A 15,305-nucleotide genomic window follows, 5' to 3' on the forward strand; every position below is an offset into this window, starting at 1 on the left:
CCAGTGGTTTGAATAGTGAGCCGACAAGTTGAACAGAGCCGTAGCGAGCGAGGGGATCGCCAGGCAACGGTTTGGCGGCGGCAGTGCTTAGGGCTGCAAGGGGCTAGGCACTTGCGAACACCAAGAGATGCCCGGGATTATCCTCATGCCGTGGCTGTCGGGGTGCCGTGGCTGTCGGGGTGCCTTGAAGCCGGTTTGACGCGGGCCTTACAGAACTAACGGGGAGTCTCGGCAGCGAGGCACAACAAGCCGTGCAGAGGCAGGGGGGTAGCGAGGCGGATAGCCAAGTCAGGAATCCGGGTTCGTCGCGGAAGGAGGCTGGCCTGTCGGATGATGCGTTTCAAAAAGTTCCCATTTGCCTCATCTTCTGTTACGCAACTGCCAGCGTAACAGGCCGCTGGGCATCTGAACGCCGCGACGCGGGGTTTGCTGGCCTTCGGCCGCCATTGGGGCTTGGCGCCGGTCCGGGTGCTGTGCCTAATCTGTTGGGAGCCGGGCGCAGGCACTGCCGCCGCGGGAGAGAGAGGAATACCGGATGAATGAAGCCATTGCATACGAGCGCGTCGGCAATATTGCCGTTCTGAAGGCGCAAAACCCGCCTGTGAACGCGCTGGGCATTGATGTGCGCAAAGGGCTGCTGGCCGCAATCGAGCGTGCTGAAGGTGAAGGCGCCAAGGCGGTGCTGATCTACGGTGAAGGCAAAACCTATTTCGCAGGTGCTGATATCCGCGAATTCGGCAAGCCGCCTCAGGATCCCTACCTGCCGGGCCTGTGCAGCCGGATTGAGGCTTCGCCGCTGATCGTCGTGTCTGCCATGCACGGCACGGCGCTGGGTGGCGGGCTGGAGGTGGCTCTGTCCTCGCACTACCGGATTGCAGTGCCAACGGCGAAAATGGGGCTGCCCGAGGTCAACCTGGGCATCCTGCCCGGTGCCGGCGGAACCCAGCGGCTGCCGCGGCTGGCGGGGACCGAAGCGGCGCTGGAGATGATCACCACCGGCCGCCACTTTGGCGCGGCTGAGGCGCTGGACAAGGGAATCATCGACCGTATTGCAGACGGCGAACCCCGTGAAATCGGTCTCGCCTATGCGCAGGAACTGCTGGATTCGGGCGCACCGCGCCGAGCTGTTGGCGAAATGCCCGCGCCGGAAGCTGTGGATTTCGATGCCGTCTATGAGGCGACGCTGAAAAAAGGCCGCGGCCAGCTGTCTCCGGCGACGGCGGTGCGGGCGGTGCAGGCAGCGGTGGAAGCAGAAAGCTTTGAGGCGGGCCTTAAACGCGAGCGCGCGCTGTTCACGGAACTGATGGAATCGGATCAGCGGCAGGGGCTGATCCATGCCTTCTTCTCGGAGCGTGCGGTCAGCAAGCTGCCGGAGCTGGAAGGCGTGGATCCCCGCGAAGTTGCCGCGATGGGGGTGATCGGCGGTGGCACCATGGGCGCAGGCATTGCCACAGCGGCGCTGTTGGCGGGGATGCCGGTGGTGCTGATTGAGATGACGGACGAGGGTGTTGCCGCCGCGCGCGGGCGCATTGAAGGCAACCTGCAAGGCGCCCTGAAGCGGGGCAAGGTCACCCAGGCGCAATATGATCAGCTGACCGGCGAGGCGCTGACCGTGGCCACGGATTATGCCGCGCTGGACCAGGTGGATCTGGTGGTCGAGGCCGTGTTCGAAGACATGGGCGTCAAGCGCGAGGTCTTTGGCAAGCTGGATGCGCATTGCAAGCCGGGGGCGGTGCTGGCGACCAATACATCCTATCTGGATGTGGATGAGATCGCCGCAGCGACCTCCCGCCCGCAGGATGTGATCGGGCTGCATTTTTTCTCACCCGCGCATGTGATGAAGCTGTTGGAAGTTGTGGTGGCGGAGAAGACTGCGCCGGAAGTTCTGGCCACCGGCTTTGCTCTCGGCAAGCGGCTGAAGAAAGTGGCGGTGCGGTCTGGCATCTGCGACGGCTTCATCGGCAACCGGATTATGAATGCCTACCGCAAGGCAGCAGAATATGTGGTGCTGGATGGGGCGTCGCCCTACCAAGTGGACAAGGTGGTGACCACTTTCGGCTTCCCGATGGGGCCGTTTGCAATGGGGGATCTTGCAGGGCTGGATATCAATTGGGCCGCCCGCAAGCGCCGTGCGCCCACCCGCGACCCGCGCGAGCGGGTGCCGCGCTTCTACGAAATGCTCTGCGAAGGCGGCGATTTCGGTCAGAAAACCGGCAAGGGCTTTTATGTCTACGAAGCAGGCAAGCGCGGCGGCGTGCCGAACCCTGAGGTGGCCGAGCTGATTGCCCGGGATCAGGAACAGCAAGGCGTTTCCCCGCGGGAGTTCTCGGACGCGGAGGTGTTGCGCCGCTACATGTGCGCCATGGTGAATGAGGCTGCCAAGGTGGTGGGCGAGGGCATAGCCCGGCGCCCGCTGGATGTGGATATGGTGATGCTGTTCGGCTACGGTTTCCCGCGGTTCTGGGCCGGTCCGCTGAAATGGGCCGATCTGCAGGGGCTGGACAGTATCCTGGCCGATATTCAGGCCTATGCAGAAGAGGACGGTTTCTTCTGGCAGCCCGCGCCGCTCCTGGAGCAATTGGTGGCGGAAGGCACGACCTTCGACGATCTGAACAAAGCCGGCTAGGCACACGGGCGGCGCCCCTCCGGCCCGCCGAGGGTCAGCGGTGCGCGTCCCGGTGCTGCCGGGCTGGACGCGCAAGCGTTGGCCGTATTACGCAAAAGCGCCGCGCGGAACGCGCGGCGCATGGCCCAACAAGAGCGGCGCACCTTCGGTGCGCCTGGCGATTGGCGGGAGTTCCCCGCGCTTTACGCCCAGGTGCCTTCGGTGGCGGAACGGATCTTGCGGATGTTCTCGCCGTAGACTTCCGGCTTGTCCACGGACCCGCCCTTGAATACCGCGGACCCTGCAACCAGTACGTCGGCACCGGCTTCGGCCACCAGTGGCGCGGTGGTAGGATCAACGCCGCCATCGATCTCGATATGCACCGGGCGGTCGCCGATCATCGACCGCAGGCGGCGGATCTTGGCGGTCATGTCGAGGAACTTCTGGCCGCCGAAGCCAGGGTTCACGGTCATCACGCAGACCAGATCAGTCAGGTCCAGCAGATGCTCCACCGCTTCGGCAGGGGTGCCGGGGTTCAACGCCACGCCTGCCTTCATGCCTGCGCTGCGGATTGCCTGCAGGGTGCGGTGGATGTGCGGGCCTGCCTCGATATGGGCAGTCAGCACGTCGGCACCGGCGTCGGCATAGGCGTCGATGTAGGGATCAACAGGTGCGATCATCAGGTGCACATCCATTACCGTCTTCACATGCGGGCGGAAGGCCTTCACCGCCTGCGGGCCGAAGGTGAGGTTCGGAACGAAATGCCCGTCCATAACGTCCACATGCACCCAGTCGGCGCCTTGGGCTTCGATAGCCTGGATCTCCTGGCCGAAGTTGGCGAAATCGGCGGACAGGATGGAGGGCGCGATCTTGATCTTGCGGTCAAAGGACATCTGGCGGCTTCCTTGTGCAAAGGGAATTGAGGAGTCGGAGGCCGTATAGACCGTCCGGCCCGCTGTGCACAGGGGCAGATTGCGCCGCGGCCCTGTTTCCTGGGGTGCCACGCCTGCCGGTTGCGCCGGTCCTCGTTACAAAACTTTCACGGCAGTGACACAAGAGCTTTGAGCGGGGCCGGTAGGCAACTCCCGAACGACAAGGGAGCGCCCCGGTGCTGCGCATAGACAAACTGACCAAACGGTTCGGCGGCAAGATTGCGGTGGATACCGCCACGCTGGACATCGACAAGCCCTGCATGATCGGCATCATCGGCCGCTCTGGTGCGGGCAAATCCACCCTGTTGCGGATGCTAAACCGGCTGGAGGACGCCAGCGGCGGCCGCATCCTGTTCGAGGGGCGCGAGATCACCGGGCTGAAAGGCAAAGACAAGCGCGCCTGGCAGTCCGACTGCGCGATGATTTTCCAGCAATTCAATCTGGTGCCGCGGATGGATGTGGTGTCGAATGTGCTGCACGGCACACTGAACCGCCGCAACGCGATGGCGACGCTGTTCAACCTCTATCCGATGGCGGATATTCACAAGGCGATCGACATCCTCGACCGCCTAGGCATTGCCGAGCATGCGGCCAAGCGGGCTGAAGCGCTCTCAGGCGGCCAGCAGCAGCGGGTGGCGATTGCCCGGGCGCTGATGCAGGACCCGAAAATCATTCTGGCGGATGAGCCGATCGCCTCGCTCGACCCGATGAACGCCCAGACCGTGATGGAGGCGCTGCGCCGCATCCACGAGGAAGACGGGCGTACTGTCATTGCCAACCTGCATACGCTGGATACTGCGCGCCGCTATTGCGACCGGGTCGTTGGGATGCGCGACGGGCGCATCGTCTTTGACGGGCTGCCGGAGCAGCTGACCACCGGCGTCGCCCGCGAGATTTATGGCGCCGGGGAGGAATTCTCCGAAGCCGCCACCTCGACCGAGATTGAAACGCTGGAAAAGACGGGCGCGATGCGCGCTGCCATTCCCGCTGAGTAACCCGTGACCCTGAATTCATCGACCCGGCGGGCTGCTCTGCCGGGACCCAACCGGAGAGACATGAGATGAAGAAACTGATTGCTGCCGTTATGGCAACCACCGCGCTGGCAGCCCCCGTTGCCGCCGAAGACATCACCGAATTCCGCATCGGGATCATCGGCGGCGAGAATGCCCAGGACCGTTTGAACAACAACGAATGCCTGCGCGCCTACACCGAAAAGGAGCTTGGTGTCGAAACCAAGCTGTTCGCGCCGGCCGACTACAACGGCGTGATCCAGGGCCTGCTGGGCGGCACCATCGACATGGCTTGGCTGGGTGCCTCCGGCTATGCCAAGACCTACCTGACCGACCCCGAAGCTGTGGAGCCGGTTCTGGTCAAGGTGAATACCGACGGCGGCTACGGCTATTACTCGGTTGGTTTTGCCCGCAAGGACAGCGGCATCACCTCGCTGGAAGACCTGAAAGGCAAGACCTTTGGCTTCGGCGATCCGAACTCCACCTCGGGCTACCTGATCCCGTCGATCGAGATCCCCAGCAAGATCAATGCCTCCATGGACTCCGGCGACTACTTCGGTGAAGTGAAGTTCACCGGCGGCCATGAACAGACCATCGTTGCGGTCGCCAATGGCGATGTGGACGGCGGTGTGACCTGGGCCGACGGCCTGGGCGAATGGGAAGATGGCTACCAGTCCGGCGCCCTGCGCCGCGCTGTGGATGCCGGCCTTGTCGATATGAACGACATGGTGGAGATCTGGAAATCCGCCCCGATCCCGGAAGGCCCGGTGGTTCTGCGCAAAGCGCTGCCGGCAGACGTAAAAGCCAAGATGACCGCGCTGATGGATAATCTCAGCGAGACCGACCGTGATTGCTTCTATGGTGTTGCGGCAGGTGAAGCCAAGAGCTTCGACCCGATCACTCATGAAGCCTATGAGGTGATCATTGAGGCCCGCAAGCTGAAGTCCCAGTAATTTCAGCCCAGCACGTATTTAACTGTGCTCTGCGGGGTTCCGGGCCGGTCTTGGAGCCCCGCAATTTCCTGGATGGGCCCAGTATCACCCATCCCCAGAAGATCAGGATCCCAAATGGCAGATTTGACAGCCGCCCGGCCGGGCATCGAGGACATCCGGCAGCACTACACTGCCCATACCCAGCGCAAGCGGCTCTATGGCGGCATCCTGCTGGCGGTTTTTGTGGCGCTGATGGCGGCCGGTTTCCGCACCGCGAATGCCCGCAATGCAGGCTCCTTTGCCGACGGGTTCTCGCGCATCTTCGATTATCCTTCCGAAGTTCTGGCGGAAGCAGCCGAGAAGGCCGCCCAACTGCCGGGGCATCTGGTGGAATTCTTTCCGGCGCTGGTGGAGACGCTGAACATTGCAGCCGCCTCGACCCTGGCTGGCGCGGTGTTTGGAACCCTGCTGTCGCTGCTGGCGACGCGCGGCATGGCGCCTTGGCCAATGCTGATCCCGCTGTTCCGGCGTGTCAGCGATGTCTGCCGTGCAATTCCGGAAATCGTTATTGCCCTGATGCTGATCTTTGTGCTGGGCGGCGGGCCGGTGCCAGCCATGATTGCCATCGCCATCCACACCGCGGGCGCGCTGGGCAAGCTGTTTTCCGAAGTGAACGAAAACGCCTCGTTGAAACCCGTTGAGGGCCTGACCTCCGTCGGTGCCACCTGGGCGCAGCGGATGACGCTGGGGGTGATCCCGCAGGTTGGCCCGAATTACATCAGCTACGCGCTGCTGCGGTTTGAAATCAACATCCGCGCTTCTGCCATCCTCGGCTTTGTCGGTGCGGGCGGTATTGGCTACGAGTTGAAGAACGCCATGTCCTGGGGGCAGGGCCGCTACGACGAGGCTGCTGCCATTTTTCTCCTTCTCTTTGTCACCATCGTGGCCGTTGACCAGCTGTCCGGCCTCTTGCGTGACCACCTGACCCATGGAGCGAAGGCATGACCACTTTTGACACTACTCTGGCGCCCGCAGACCTGAAGTCTGACATCTCGCGGCTGTTCCTGAAGAAGAGGCTGATGAATTTCGCGCTGCCCGCTGCAGTGCTGGTCTACCTGACTTACGTGTTTGTGGCCTTCGATATGGCCGGGCTGTGGGAGCGTGCCAGCCTGGACAACGCCAGGACATTGGTGAGCGACAGCTACAGCTACAAGACTCACGTCACCCGCGACAACCGCAGCGGTGAGGTGTCGGTGGCCATCGAAGGCGAACGCAAGGGTGCTTATCCCGACGGCATGGCGCCGGATTGGGTTGCCCTGGGCGAGACCACCGTGATTGATCTGGAGAACGGGCACAGCGTCACTTTCGGCTCCGAGGCCATCGAATACGTCATTCCCGGTTATGGCACCGTACGTGCAACCCCGAGCCGCAGCGCAGGAGTGCAGGCGGAACTGCCTGCCGGAGATGTACCGGAGTGGATCAGTGTTTCGAAGAACCGCCTGGCCGTTACCACAGAGGCCGGCCGCCTGACCGTGACCCGCAACAGGGCTGAGGTATTCCGCTATTTCGCAGGGTGGGAGCTGTTCTTCTTCACCCTCGACAGCCCGTACTACGGCATGGGCGCAGGAGAACTGCTGCAGCACGCTGCCACCGGCGAGGGTGGTGCGATCTTCCGAGAGTTCTGGACCAATAAGATGTGGCGCCATCAGGATGTAGCCTGGGCGATTGCCGAAACACTGCTGATGGCTTTCCTGGGCACCATTGGTGCAGGCATCATCGCGCTGCCGCTGGCCTTTGCCGCCACGCGTAATTTCATGCCTCTGCGCAGCATCCGATTTGCCATGCGCCGTCTGTTCGATTTCGTGCGCGGCGTAGATTCGCTGATCTGGACAGTTGTTCTGGCCCGCGCCTTTGGCCCCGGCCCGCTGACCGGCGCGCTGGCGATCCTGGTGACCGATACCGGGACGTTCGGCAAGATCTTCTCTGAGGCGCTGGAAAATGTCGACCAGAAGCAGATTGAGGGCGTGGCCTCAACCGGGGCGGGGCCGGTGCAGCGCCACCGCTTCGGGGTGATCCCGCAGATCACGCCGGTGCTGCTGAGCCAGCTTCTGTATTTCCTCGAGTCGAACACCCGCTCCGCCACCATCATCGGCGCGATCACCGGCGGCGGCATCGGGCTCTTGCTGACACAGGCGATCATCACCCAGAAGGACTGGGAGGAGGTGGCCTATTACATCACTCTGATCATCCTGATGGTGATGCTGATGGACTGGTTCTCCGGCTGGCTGCGCCGCCGCCTGATCAAGGGCGAGGGCGGCAAGGCCAAGCGCAAGGCGCGGAAGCCGGAAGAGGGCGGGGCGTTTCTGCTGCCCTGACTTCGGTCCCGGCTTGCGGAGGAGGACAGACGATGGCCCGATTGAAGGCTGAAGAGCCGTTCATCCACCCGGATTGCACGATCACTGGCAGCCGTTTCGGTGCCTATGTGGAAATCGGCGCCGGCAGCCGGGTGGCGAACGCGGTGGTCGGCGACTACAGCTATTGTGACCGGACCTGTGACATTGCCAACGCAGAGATCGGCAGGTTTGCCAATATTGCCAGCTTCGTGCGGATCGGCGCCTCAGACCACCCGATGGAGAAAGCGTCTCTGCACCACTTCCTCTACCGGTCGGCAAGCTACTGGGATGATGCGGAGGATGACGCGGAGTGGTTTAACCACCGCGCCGGGCGAACTGCCAGCATCGGCCATGACACCTGGATCGGCCATGGGGCCTTAATCAAGCCTGATGTCACAATCGGTAATGGCGCGGTTGTGGCGGCTGGATCGGTTGTGACCAAGGATGTTTCACCCTACACCATCGTTGGCGGCAATACCGCCAAGGTGATCCGCCGGCGGTACCCTGAGGCGGTTGCTGAGCAGATGATGGAGCTCGCCTGGTGGGACTGGAACCATGCAGCCTTGCGGGCCGCCCTGCCGGACTTCCGCATATTGCGGGCAGAAGAATTCCTGGAAAAGTATTCCTGATCCGGCGGGCAGGTGCTCCCGCCTGTTCCAGCACATTCATGAATGTGCGTCACAGTTGGGCGTGGCGCCGCTGCGCGGCGGGCCTAAGGGCCTGCTGAGATGCGCTTCAGGGGCAGGTTTACCCTGAAGCGCCATTTTAATAGTGAGGTCTGCCATCCCCACCTCGAAGGTAAACGGCGCTGCGCGCCGCCTTGTGGCCCTTGATCCGTGGCTGGCAGGGGTCAGGCGGCGCCTGCGTCGACCAGCTGGGTGGCAATGTCGAGGAACACTTTGGCCTGGGTGCTGCCGGGCTTGGCGGCCACTATGGGCGTACCGTTGTCGCCGGCCAGCCGCACGTCCAGATGCAGCGGCACCTCGCCCAGCAGCGGCACGCCGAGTTTCCTGGCTTCCTGCGCCACGCCGCCGTGGCCGAAGACATGCTCCTCGTGGCCGCAGTTCGAGCAGATGTGTGTGGACATGTTCTCGATCATGCCCAAAACCGGCACGTTCATCTTGCGGAACATGTCGATGCCCTTGCGCGCGTCGATCAGCGCCACGTCCTGCGGGGTGGAGACCACGATTGCGCCGTCCACATGAGTTTTCTGCGCCAGCGTCATTTGCACATCACCGGTTCCCGGTGGCAGGTCGACGATCAGCACGTCCAAATCGCCCCATTGCACCTGCAAGAGCATCTGCTGCAGTGCGCCCATCAGCATAGGCCCGCGCCAGATCACCGCCTGGTCCTCGCCGGTCATCAGTCCCATCGACATCATGGTGACCCCATGGTTGCGCAGCGGCAGGATGGTCTTGCCGTCGGGGCTGGCGGGGCGGCCGCTGACCCCCAGCATCTTGGGCTGCGACGGGCCATAGACGTCGGCATCCAGCAGGCCCACCTTGCGCCCTTGCATTGCCAGCGCGCAGGCGAGATTGGCGGAAACGGTGGATTTCCCAACTCCACCCTTGCCCGAGGCCACGGCGAGGATCCGGGCCACGCCGGGCACATTCTGCGGCGCCTGCTGTTGCGGCTGGGCTGCTTTCTTCGGTTTCAGGTCCGGCGGTGCCTTTTCCGAATGGGCGGTGAGCATCGCTGAGACCTTCTCTACCCCCGGCAGCGCCGCCACTGCGGCATCGGCCTTGTCGCGCACGGGGCCGTAGGCGTCAGACTTGGCGGGATCGATTTCCAGCACAAAACGGACGGTGCTGGCTTCGACAGTGACGGCGCGGGCAATGCCTGCGCTGACGATGTCGCTGCCGCTGACGGGGTCGGTGATGGTCTTGAGCGCCTCAAGGACGGTTTCACGGGTGACGGTCACGCCGGTCTCCTGTAGCTGGTCATGTCTTGCGCCTGTTCTGGCGCAATTCGGCAGGTCATGCCAGCTGTACCCGGCCTGGAGTTTGATTTAGCACATCCTGGAGTCAGCTTTTTTGCAGGCTGGCCTTGCTGAAGACCCAGAGACCTTGCCGCAAACGCAGCAGCGCCGCGCGTCAGCGCGGCGCCGGGCCCAACGGGAGGAGGCCCATCGGGCCGGGGACGGGCGGGAGGAACCCGTCAGCTGGCAAGTGCCATCTCTGCGGTTTTCATTACCGCTCCTATGCGGCGGCCCGTGTCCACCATGCGGTTGGAGAAGCCCCATTCGTTGTCATACCAGCTGACCACCCGCACCAGCCCTTCGGCGGTGACAGCGGTTTGCGCTGCCGCAAAGCAGCTGGAATGGGGGTCGTGGTTGAAGTCGACGGAGACCAGCGGATCTTCCTCAAAGGACAGGATGCCCTCCAGCCCGTTCGCAGCCGCCGCCTTGACCGCGGCATTGACCGCGTCAGCCGTGGCAGGGCGTTCCGGCACAAAGCTCAGATCCACAACGGAAACATTGGCAGTGGGCACCCGGATCGCAGAGCCTTCCAGGCGGCCTGTCAGATGCGGAAGCACCTCCGAAATTGCCCGCGCGGCCCCGGTGGATGTTGGGATCATGGACAAGGCGGCTGCCCGCGCGCGGTAGAGATCCTTGTGGCTGGCGTCATGGGTCGGCTGGTCGCCGGTGTAGGCGTGGATCGTGGTCATGTAGCCGGTCTTGATCCCAAAGGCCTCATCCAGAACCTTGGCCAGCGGTGCCAGGCAGTTGGTGGTGCAGGAGGCATTGGACACAATCACGTCCTCCGCCGTCAGGTCCATGTGGTTGACGCCATAGACCACCGTGCGGTCGGCATCCTTGCCGGGGGCCGAGATCAGCACACGCTTGGAGCCATTCTCGAGATGCCGCGCGGCATCGTCACGGGCGGTGAACAGCCCGGTGCACTCGTAGGCGATGTCCACATCCTGCCAGGGAAGGTCTTCCGGGTTGCGGATGGCGCTCAGGCGGATGCTGTGATGGCCCACGCGGATCAGGTCTCCGGCCAATAATACCGGCGCTTTCAGGCGTCCGTGCACGCTGTCATATTTCAGCAGATGAACCAGTGTTTCCGGCGGCGACAGGTCGTTGATGGCCACCACCTCGATATCCTTGGCATCGCTTTCCAGCAGTGCCCGCAGCACGCCGCGGCCGATCCGCCCGAATCCGTTGATTGCAATCTTCAATGTCATCTCTGATCTCCGGCTGGTTTACCGGATTGGGCCCGGTAGCGATAACGGTTTCGATACCGATATCGATAACATTTCCAAAAATCAACCCCCTTGCCGGCAGAGCTGCCCTTGCGGCTGCCCGCGATCTGCAGGACCATGGGGGCATGACGAAGAAACTGCTGCTGAAAGACATCGCTAAATTGGCAGGTGTCAGCGAAATGACCGCTTCCCGTGCCTTGCGCGGGGCGCCGGACGTTTCTGCCAAGACCAAGGCGAAAATTGAGGAAATCGCCCGCACCCGCGGCTATGTGCCAAACAGGATTGCAGGCTCCCTGTCCTCGCAGTCTGTCAATCTGGTGGCGGTAGTAGTGCCTTCGTTGAACAGCTTTGTTTTTCCTGAGGTTCTTTCGGGCATTTCGGCCGTGTTGAAGGACAGTCCGCTGAAACCGGTTGTCGGGGTCTCTGGCTATGACCTTGAGGAAGAAGAGGGCGTTATCCGCGAAATGCTCAGCTGGCGCCCTTCGGGGCTGATCGTGGCTGGGCTGGAGCATACCGAGGCCACCCGCCGGATGCTGCAGCAGGCTGATTGCCCGGTTGTTGAGATAATGGATGTCGACGGTGATCCCGTTCGCCACTGCGTCGGCATCTCGCATCTGCAGGCCGGCCGCGGCATGGCTGAGCAGATCCTGGCGCGCAGCTATCGTCAGATCGGCTTTATCGGCACCAAGATGCCGCAGGATTTCCGCGCCCGGAAACGGTTTGACGGCTTCACGGACGGGCTGGCGGCGCAAGGCGTGACACTCAGAGATATTGAGCATTATTCCGGTGAAAGCGCGATCCAGACGGGCCGCCAGCTAACGGCACAGATGCTGGCGCGCAGTCCGGATCTGGAGTGCATTTACTATTCCAGCGATGTGATGAGCGTCGGCGGGCTGATGCATTGCCTGGCTGCAGGCTTGTCGGTGCCTGGCGATATCGCCTTGGCCGGTTTCAACAATCTTCAAATCCTGCAAGGCTTGCCGCTGCAACTGGCGACCACGGATGCCTGCCGCCGCGAAATCGGTGAACGTGCAGCTCAAGTAATCCTGAAGTCGCGGAGCCCGGGCGGAACAGAAGGGCTGGTTTTTGACCGCCTGACACCGGCGTTCAGCCTGGGAGAGACGCTGTAATCCTCCGCCGCAGATCACAACAGCAGCTGCGCTGGAAGACGCAGGGCGGGGATACGGCGGTTTTCAGTGGCTTTGCGCCGCGCCTTGGGGCAGCTTGTAGTCAGCCAATCCAGTCAAGCCAGCAGGAGTAGGAGCCCGGATGCCCCAGTACAATGACATGTTCGAATTGTCCGTTGCGGATATGGAACTGATTGAAACTGCCTTGCAAACCACCAGGGACACGCTATCGGAAACCCACCCTGCAGCAGGCAGCAGCGAAGAGGACACGCTCCGCCGTGTGCATGAGCTTTTGGGGCGGCTGCACAATCAGAAGATTTTCTATTATCCCAAGGACAAGGTTTACGTCAGCGGCTGAAACCGCTGTCTAAAGAAAAGCGCTCCCCGCGGGGCGGAGAGCGCTGTAGCCTGGGATTCTTCCGCTGATCACATCGCGGCGTTGAACAGCTGGGTGAGGTTTTCCTCGGTCAGCTCAATGGGGTTGCCGCCGCAGGAGGGGTCGATCATGGCGCCCTTGACCAGCTCGGGGATCGCCGCCCCGGTGACGCCCAGATCCGACAGCCCGCGCGGTATGCCGAGGGAGTCGTTTAGCTCCTGCACATAGCTGCGGAAGCCGTCAAAGCCGCCGTCAATGCCCAGGTAAGCCGCGGCCATGTTGAAGCGGTCGGCAATCACAGAAGCGTTGAACTCCAGCACGCTGGGCATGCAGACCGCGTTTGTGGTGCCGTGATGGGTGTTGAAATGCGCGCCGATGGGGTGGCTCATCGCGTGGATCGCGCCGAGGCCTTTCTGGAACGCCGTGGCGCCCATCGCGGCGGCGCTCATCATCTGGGCGCGGGCCTCGATATCAGTGCCATCGGCATAGGCGCGCGGCAGGTAGTCCTTGACCAGCCGCATCCCCTCCAGGGCAATGCCCTGGGACATCGGATGGTAGTGGGGGCTCGAGAACGCCTCGACGCAATGGGCAAAGGCGTCCAAACCAGTGCCTGCGGTAATGAACTTCGGCATTCCTACCGTCAGCTCGGGATCGCAGATTACCACTGCCGGCAGCACCTTGGGGTGGAAGATGATTTTCTTCTGGTGGGTGACGCTGTCGGTGATCACAGAGGCGCGGCCCACTTCGGAGCCGGTGCCTGCGGTGGTCGGCACTGCGATGATCGGTGCGATGGCATCGCTGTCCGCGCGGGTCCACCAGTCGCCGATATCCTCGAAATCCCAGACCGGACGGGTCTGGCCTGCCATGAAGGCAACCATCTTGCCCAGGTCCAGGCCGGAACCGCCGCCAAAGGCGATCACCCCGTCATGGCCGCCCGCCTTATAGGCGGCGACGCCTGCGTCCAGGTTCTTCTCATTCGGGTTCGGGTCGACGTCTGAGAACATGCCGCGGCCAAGGCCGGTGGCCTCCATGATGTCCAGGGTCGATTGGGTGACCGGCAGGTCTGCCAGTCCCTTGTCGGTGACCAGCAGCGGCTTCTTGATACCGGCTGCGGTGCAGGCGTCCGCCAGTTCCTTGATCCGGCCTGCGCCGAACTTGATTGCGGTCGGGTAGGACCAGTTTCCAACGAGAGACATATCGTATTCCTTTGATGCTAAGGCCCGCCCCGGGGAGGAGACACCGGGGCGGGGCAGGGCCGTACGTCAGCCGGTCACCTTCTTCAGGTGGTAGGACTTCGGACGGGTCAGATTGTGGTAGCCGATGACCGACAGGCCGCCGCCGCGCCCGGTATCCTTGCAGCCGGTCCAGCACAGGCCGGGATCCAAGTAATCGGCGCGGTTCATGAAGACGGTGCCGGTCTCGATTTGATCACCGACAGCTTGTGCCCGCTCCACATCCTTGGTCCAGAGCGAGGCGGTCAGGCCAAAATCGCTGTCGTTCATCAGCCGGATGGCTTCCTCATCAGAGGAGACCTTCATGATGCCCACGACGGGTCCGAAACTTTCTTCGCGCATCACTCGCATGTCGTGGGTGACACCCGTCAGGATCTGCGGCGTGAGATAGGCGCCGCCGTCATCCCCGGCGAAGGTCTCGATATGGGCTACCGCGCCCGTCTCAACCGCCTCGGCGATCTGGCCGCGCACTTCGCTGGCAAAGCGCACATTGGCCATCGGTCCGATGGTGGTCTCCGTATCCAGCGGGTTGCCCAGCTTGTAGCCCTTCACGATGGCAATCGCCTTTTCCAGGAAGGCATCAAACAGGCTCTCATGCACATAGATCCGCTCGATGCCGCAGCAGCACTGGCCGGAGTTGAACATGGCGCCGTCAATCAGCGTGTCCACCGCCGCGTCCAGATCGGCGTCTTCCATCACATAGCCCGGGTCCTTGCCGCCCAGCTCGGTGCCGACGCCGGTGAAGGTGCCGGCTGCCGCGCGCTCCATCGCCTGGCCGCCGCCAACCGAACCGGTGAAGTTCACAAAGTTGAAGGCCTTGGCGGCGATCAGCTCCGATGTGGTGCCGTGATCCAGAAAGACATTCTGGAACACGTCCTGAGGCACCCCTGCGGAATGGAAGGCCTGCGCCATGCGCTCGCCGACCAGCAGGGTCTGGGTCGCGTGCTTCAGCACCACGGTATTGCCGGCAATCAACGCAGGCGCCACGGTGTTGATCGCGGTCATATAGGGGTAGTTCCAAGGGGCGACCACAAAGACCACGCCATGCGGAATACGCTTGATGTAGCGTTTGAAGGTGGCGTCCTCGCCGACCTCAATATCTGCCAGCGACTCTTCGGCGATCTTCACCATGTGGCTGGCGCGCTCGTTGAAGCCGCCAAACTCGCCGCCGTAACGCACCGGCCGGCCCATCATGTGCGCCAGTTCCGGCACGATTTCATCGTTCATCGCACCGACGGCGGCCACGCCGGCCATCACCAGATCAATGCGCTCCTGCAGCGGCCGGGCCGCCCAGGCTGCTTGCGCTGACCGCGCCCGATCCGCCGCTGCAAAGGCGTCCTCGCGCGAGAGCACTGCGCGTTCCGCAAAGACCGATCCGTCGATCGGCGAGATGCATTTCAAAACCTGGCCCATTGCCATTCACTCCATTCAGAAAGGGCCAAAGCCCTCTTCATCTTTCCGAAAATACTCTGGGGTTTGGGGCAGCGCCCCAAG

Annotated in this window: 13 protein-coding genes; 8 read left to right on the forward strand and 5 right to left on the reverse strand. The window is 62.8% G+C overall.

What is annotated here, in order from left to right:
• The first annotated feature begins 535 nt into the window (after window positions 1-535).
• Complete coding sequence (locus tag RA26_RS07315) at window positions 536-2,626, forward strand: 3-hydroxyacyl-CoA dehydrogenase NAD-binding domain-containing protein (protein WP_039181940.1); 2,091 nt, start codon at window positions 536-538, stop codon at window positions 2,624-2,626.
• A 182-nt stretch (window positions 2,627-2,808) separates the two neighbouring features.
• Here RA26_RS07315 and rpe read toward each other — a convergent pair whose 3' ends face one another.
• Window positions 2,809-3,498, reverse strand: coding sequence for a ribulose-phosphate 3-epimerase (gene rpe, locus RA26_RS07320; protein ID WP_039181943.1), 690 nt, complete (start codon window positions 3,496-3,498; stop codon window positions 2,809-2,811).
• Between the two features lie 215 nt (window positions 3,499-3,713).
• Between rpe and phnC the strand changes: the two genes are divergently transcribed.
• The 5 genes from phnC (at window position 3,714) to RA26_RS07345 (ending at window position 8,501) form a co-directional block, all read left to right on the forward strand.
• Complete coding sequence (gene phnC, locus RA26_RS07325; RefSeq protein ID WP_039181946.1) at window positions 3,714-4,532, forward strand: phosphonate ABC transporter ATP-binding protein; 819 nt, start codon at window positions 3,714-3,716, stop codon at window positions 4,530-4,532.
• A gap of 65 nt (window positions 4,533-4,597) precedes the next feature.
• On the forward strand, window positions 4,598-5,500 hold the full coding sequence (gene phnD, locus RA26_RS07330; protein ID WP_039181949.1) for a phosphonate ABC transporter substrate-binding protein: 903 nt from the start codon (window positions 4,598-4,600) through the stop codon (window positions 5,498-5,500).
• Between the two features lie 114 nt (window positions 5,501-5,614).
• Window positions 5,615-6,484, forward strand: a complete 870-nt coding sequence (gene phnE, locus RA26_RS07335) for a phosphonate ABC transporter, permease protein PhnE (protein ID WP_039181952.1) — start codon at window positions 5,615-5,617, stop codon at window positions 6,482-6,484.
• Complete coding sequence (gene phnE, locus RA26_RS07340) at window positions 6,481-7,854, forward strand: phosphonate ABC transporter, permease protein PhnE (protein WP_039181955.1); 1,374 nt, start codon at window positions 6,481-6,483, stop codon at window positions 7,852-7,854. Before phnE (RA26_RS07335) ends, phnE (RA26_RS07340) begins: the two co-directional genes overlap by 4 nt.
• Before the next feature lie 32 nt (window positions 7,855-7,886).
• Entirely contained in the window at window positions 7,887-8,501 is a 615-nt protein-coding gene (locus tag RA26_RS07345) for a DapH/DapD/GlmU-related protein (RefSeq protein ID WP_039181957.1), read from the forward strand.
• A 221-nt stretch (window positions 8,502-8,722) separates the two neighbouring features.
• Here RA26_RS07345 and RA26_RS07350 read toward each other — a convergent pair whose 3' ends face one another.
• Both RA26_RS07350 and gap read right to left on the reverse strand, forming a co-directional pair.
• Complete coding sequence (locus RA26_RS07350) at window positions 8,723-9,793, reverse strand: Mrp/NBP35 family ATP-binding protein (RefSeq protein WP_039181960.1); 1,071 nt, start codon at window positions 9,791-9,793, stop codon at window positions 8,723-8,725.
• Between the two features lie 236 nt (window positions 9,794-10,029).
• On the reverse strand, window positions 10,030-11,058 hold the full coding sequence (gene gap / locus RA26_RS07355) for a type I glyceraldehyde-3-phosphate dehydrogenase (RefSeq protein WP_039181963.1): 1,029 nt from the start codon (window positions 11,056-11,058) through the stop codon (window positions 10,030-10,032).
• 143 nt (window positions 11,059-11,201) lie between these two features.
• Between gap and RA26_RS07360 the strand changes: the two genes are divergently transcribed.
• Together RA26_RS07360 and RA26_RS07365 are read left to right on the forward strand one after the other, a co-directional pair.
• Complete coding sequence (locus tag RA26_RS07360) at window positions 11,202-12,206, forward strand: LacI family DNA-binding transcriptional regulator (protein ID WP_039181966.1); 1,005 nt, start codon at window positions 11,202-11,204, stop codon at window positions 12,204-12,206.
• Between the two features lie 139 nt (window positions 12,207-12,345).
• Window positions 12,346-12,561, forward strand: coding sequence for a hypothetical protein (locus RA26_RS07365; RefSeq protein ID WP_039181969.1), 216 nt, complete (start codon window positions 12,346-12,348; stop codon window positions 12,559-12,561).
• Window positions 12,562-12,629: 68 nt separating this feature from the next.
• Here the strand turns inward: RA26_RS07365 and RA26_RS07370 are convergent, their stop codons facing one another.
• Together RA26_RS07370 and RA26_RS07375 are read right to left on the reverse strand one after the other, a co-directional pair.
• The gene (locus tag RA26_RS07370) at window positions 12,630-13,775 is read right to left on the reverse strand and encodes an iron-containing alcohol dehydrogenase (protein ID WP_039181972.1); all 1,146 of its coding nucleotides are present in this window, start codon (window positions 13,773-13,775) and stop codon (window positions 12,630-12,632) included.
• Window positions 13,776-13,841: 66 nt separating this feature from the next.
• Window positions 13,842-15,224, reverse strand: coding sequence for an aldehyde dehydrogenase family protein (locus RA26_RS07375; protein ID WP_039182124.1), 1,383 nt, complete (start codon window positions 15,222-15,224; stop codon window positions 13,842-13,844).
• Window positions 15,225-15,305: the final 81 nt, after the last annotated feature.

This window comes from Leisingera sp. ANG-M7 (assembly GCF_000813965.1).
In the GTDB taxonomy this organism is placed as follows: Bacteria; Pseudomonadota; Alphaproteobacteria; order Rhodobacterales; family Rhodobacteraceae; genus Leisingera.

Bases quoted from the DNA above. Each gene is read 5' to 3' on its own strand.
- RA26_RS07315 (WP_039181940.1), top strand. From the start codon at position 536: ATGAATGAAGCCATTGCATACGAGCGCGTCGGCAATATTGCCGTTCTG.
- rpe (WP_039181943.1), bottom strand. From the start codon at position 3,498: ATGTCCTTTGACCGCAAGATCAAGATCGCGCCCTCCATCCTGTCCGCC.
- phnD (WP_039181949.1), top strand. From the start codon at position 4,598: ATGAAGAAACTGATTGCTGCCGTTATGGCAACCACCGCGCTGGCAGCC.
- phnE (WP_039181952.1), top strand. From the start codon at position 5,615: ATGGCAGATTTGACAGCCGCCCGGCCGGGCATCGAGGACATCCGGCAG.
- phnE (WP_039181955.1), top strand. From the start codon at position 6,481: ATGACCACTTTTGACACTACTCTGGCGCCCGCAGACCTGAAGTCTGAC.
- RA26_RS07345 (WP_039181957.1), top strand. From the start codon at position 7,887: ATGGCCCGATTGAAGGCTGAAGAGCCGTTCATCCACCCGGATTGCACG.
- gap (WP_039181963.1), bottom strand. From the start codon at position 11,058: ATGACATTGAAGATTGCAATCAACGGATTCGGGCGGATCGGCCGCGGC.
- RA26_RS07360 (WP_039181966.1), top strand. From the start codon at position 11,202: ATGACGAAGAAACTGCTGCTGAAAGACATCGCTAAATTGGCAGGTGTC.
- RA26_RS07365 (WP_039181969.1), top strand. From the start codon at position 12,346: ATGCCCCAGTACAATGACATGTTCGAATTGTCCGTTGCGGATATGGAA.
- RA26_RS07370 (WP_039181972.1), bottom strand. From the start codon at position 13,775: ATGTCTCTCGTTGGAAACTGGTCCTACCCGACCGCAATCAAGTTCGGC.
- RA26_RS07375 (WP_039182124.1), bottom strand. From the start codon at position 15,224: ATGGGCCAGGTTTTGAAATGCATCTCGCCGATCGACGGATCGGTCTTT.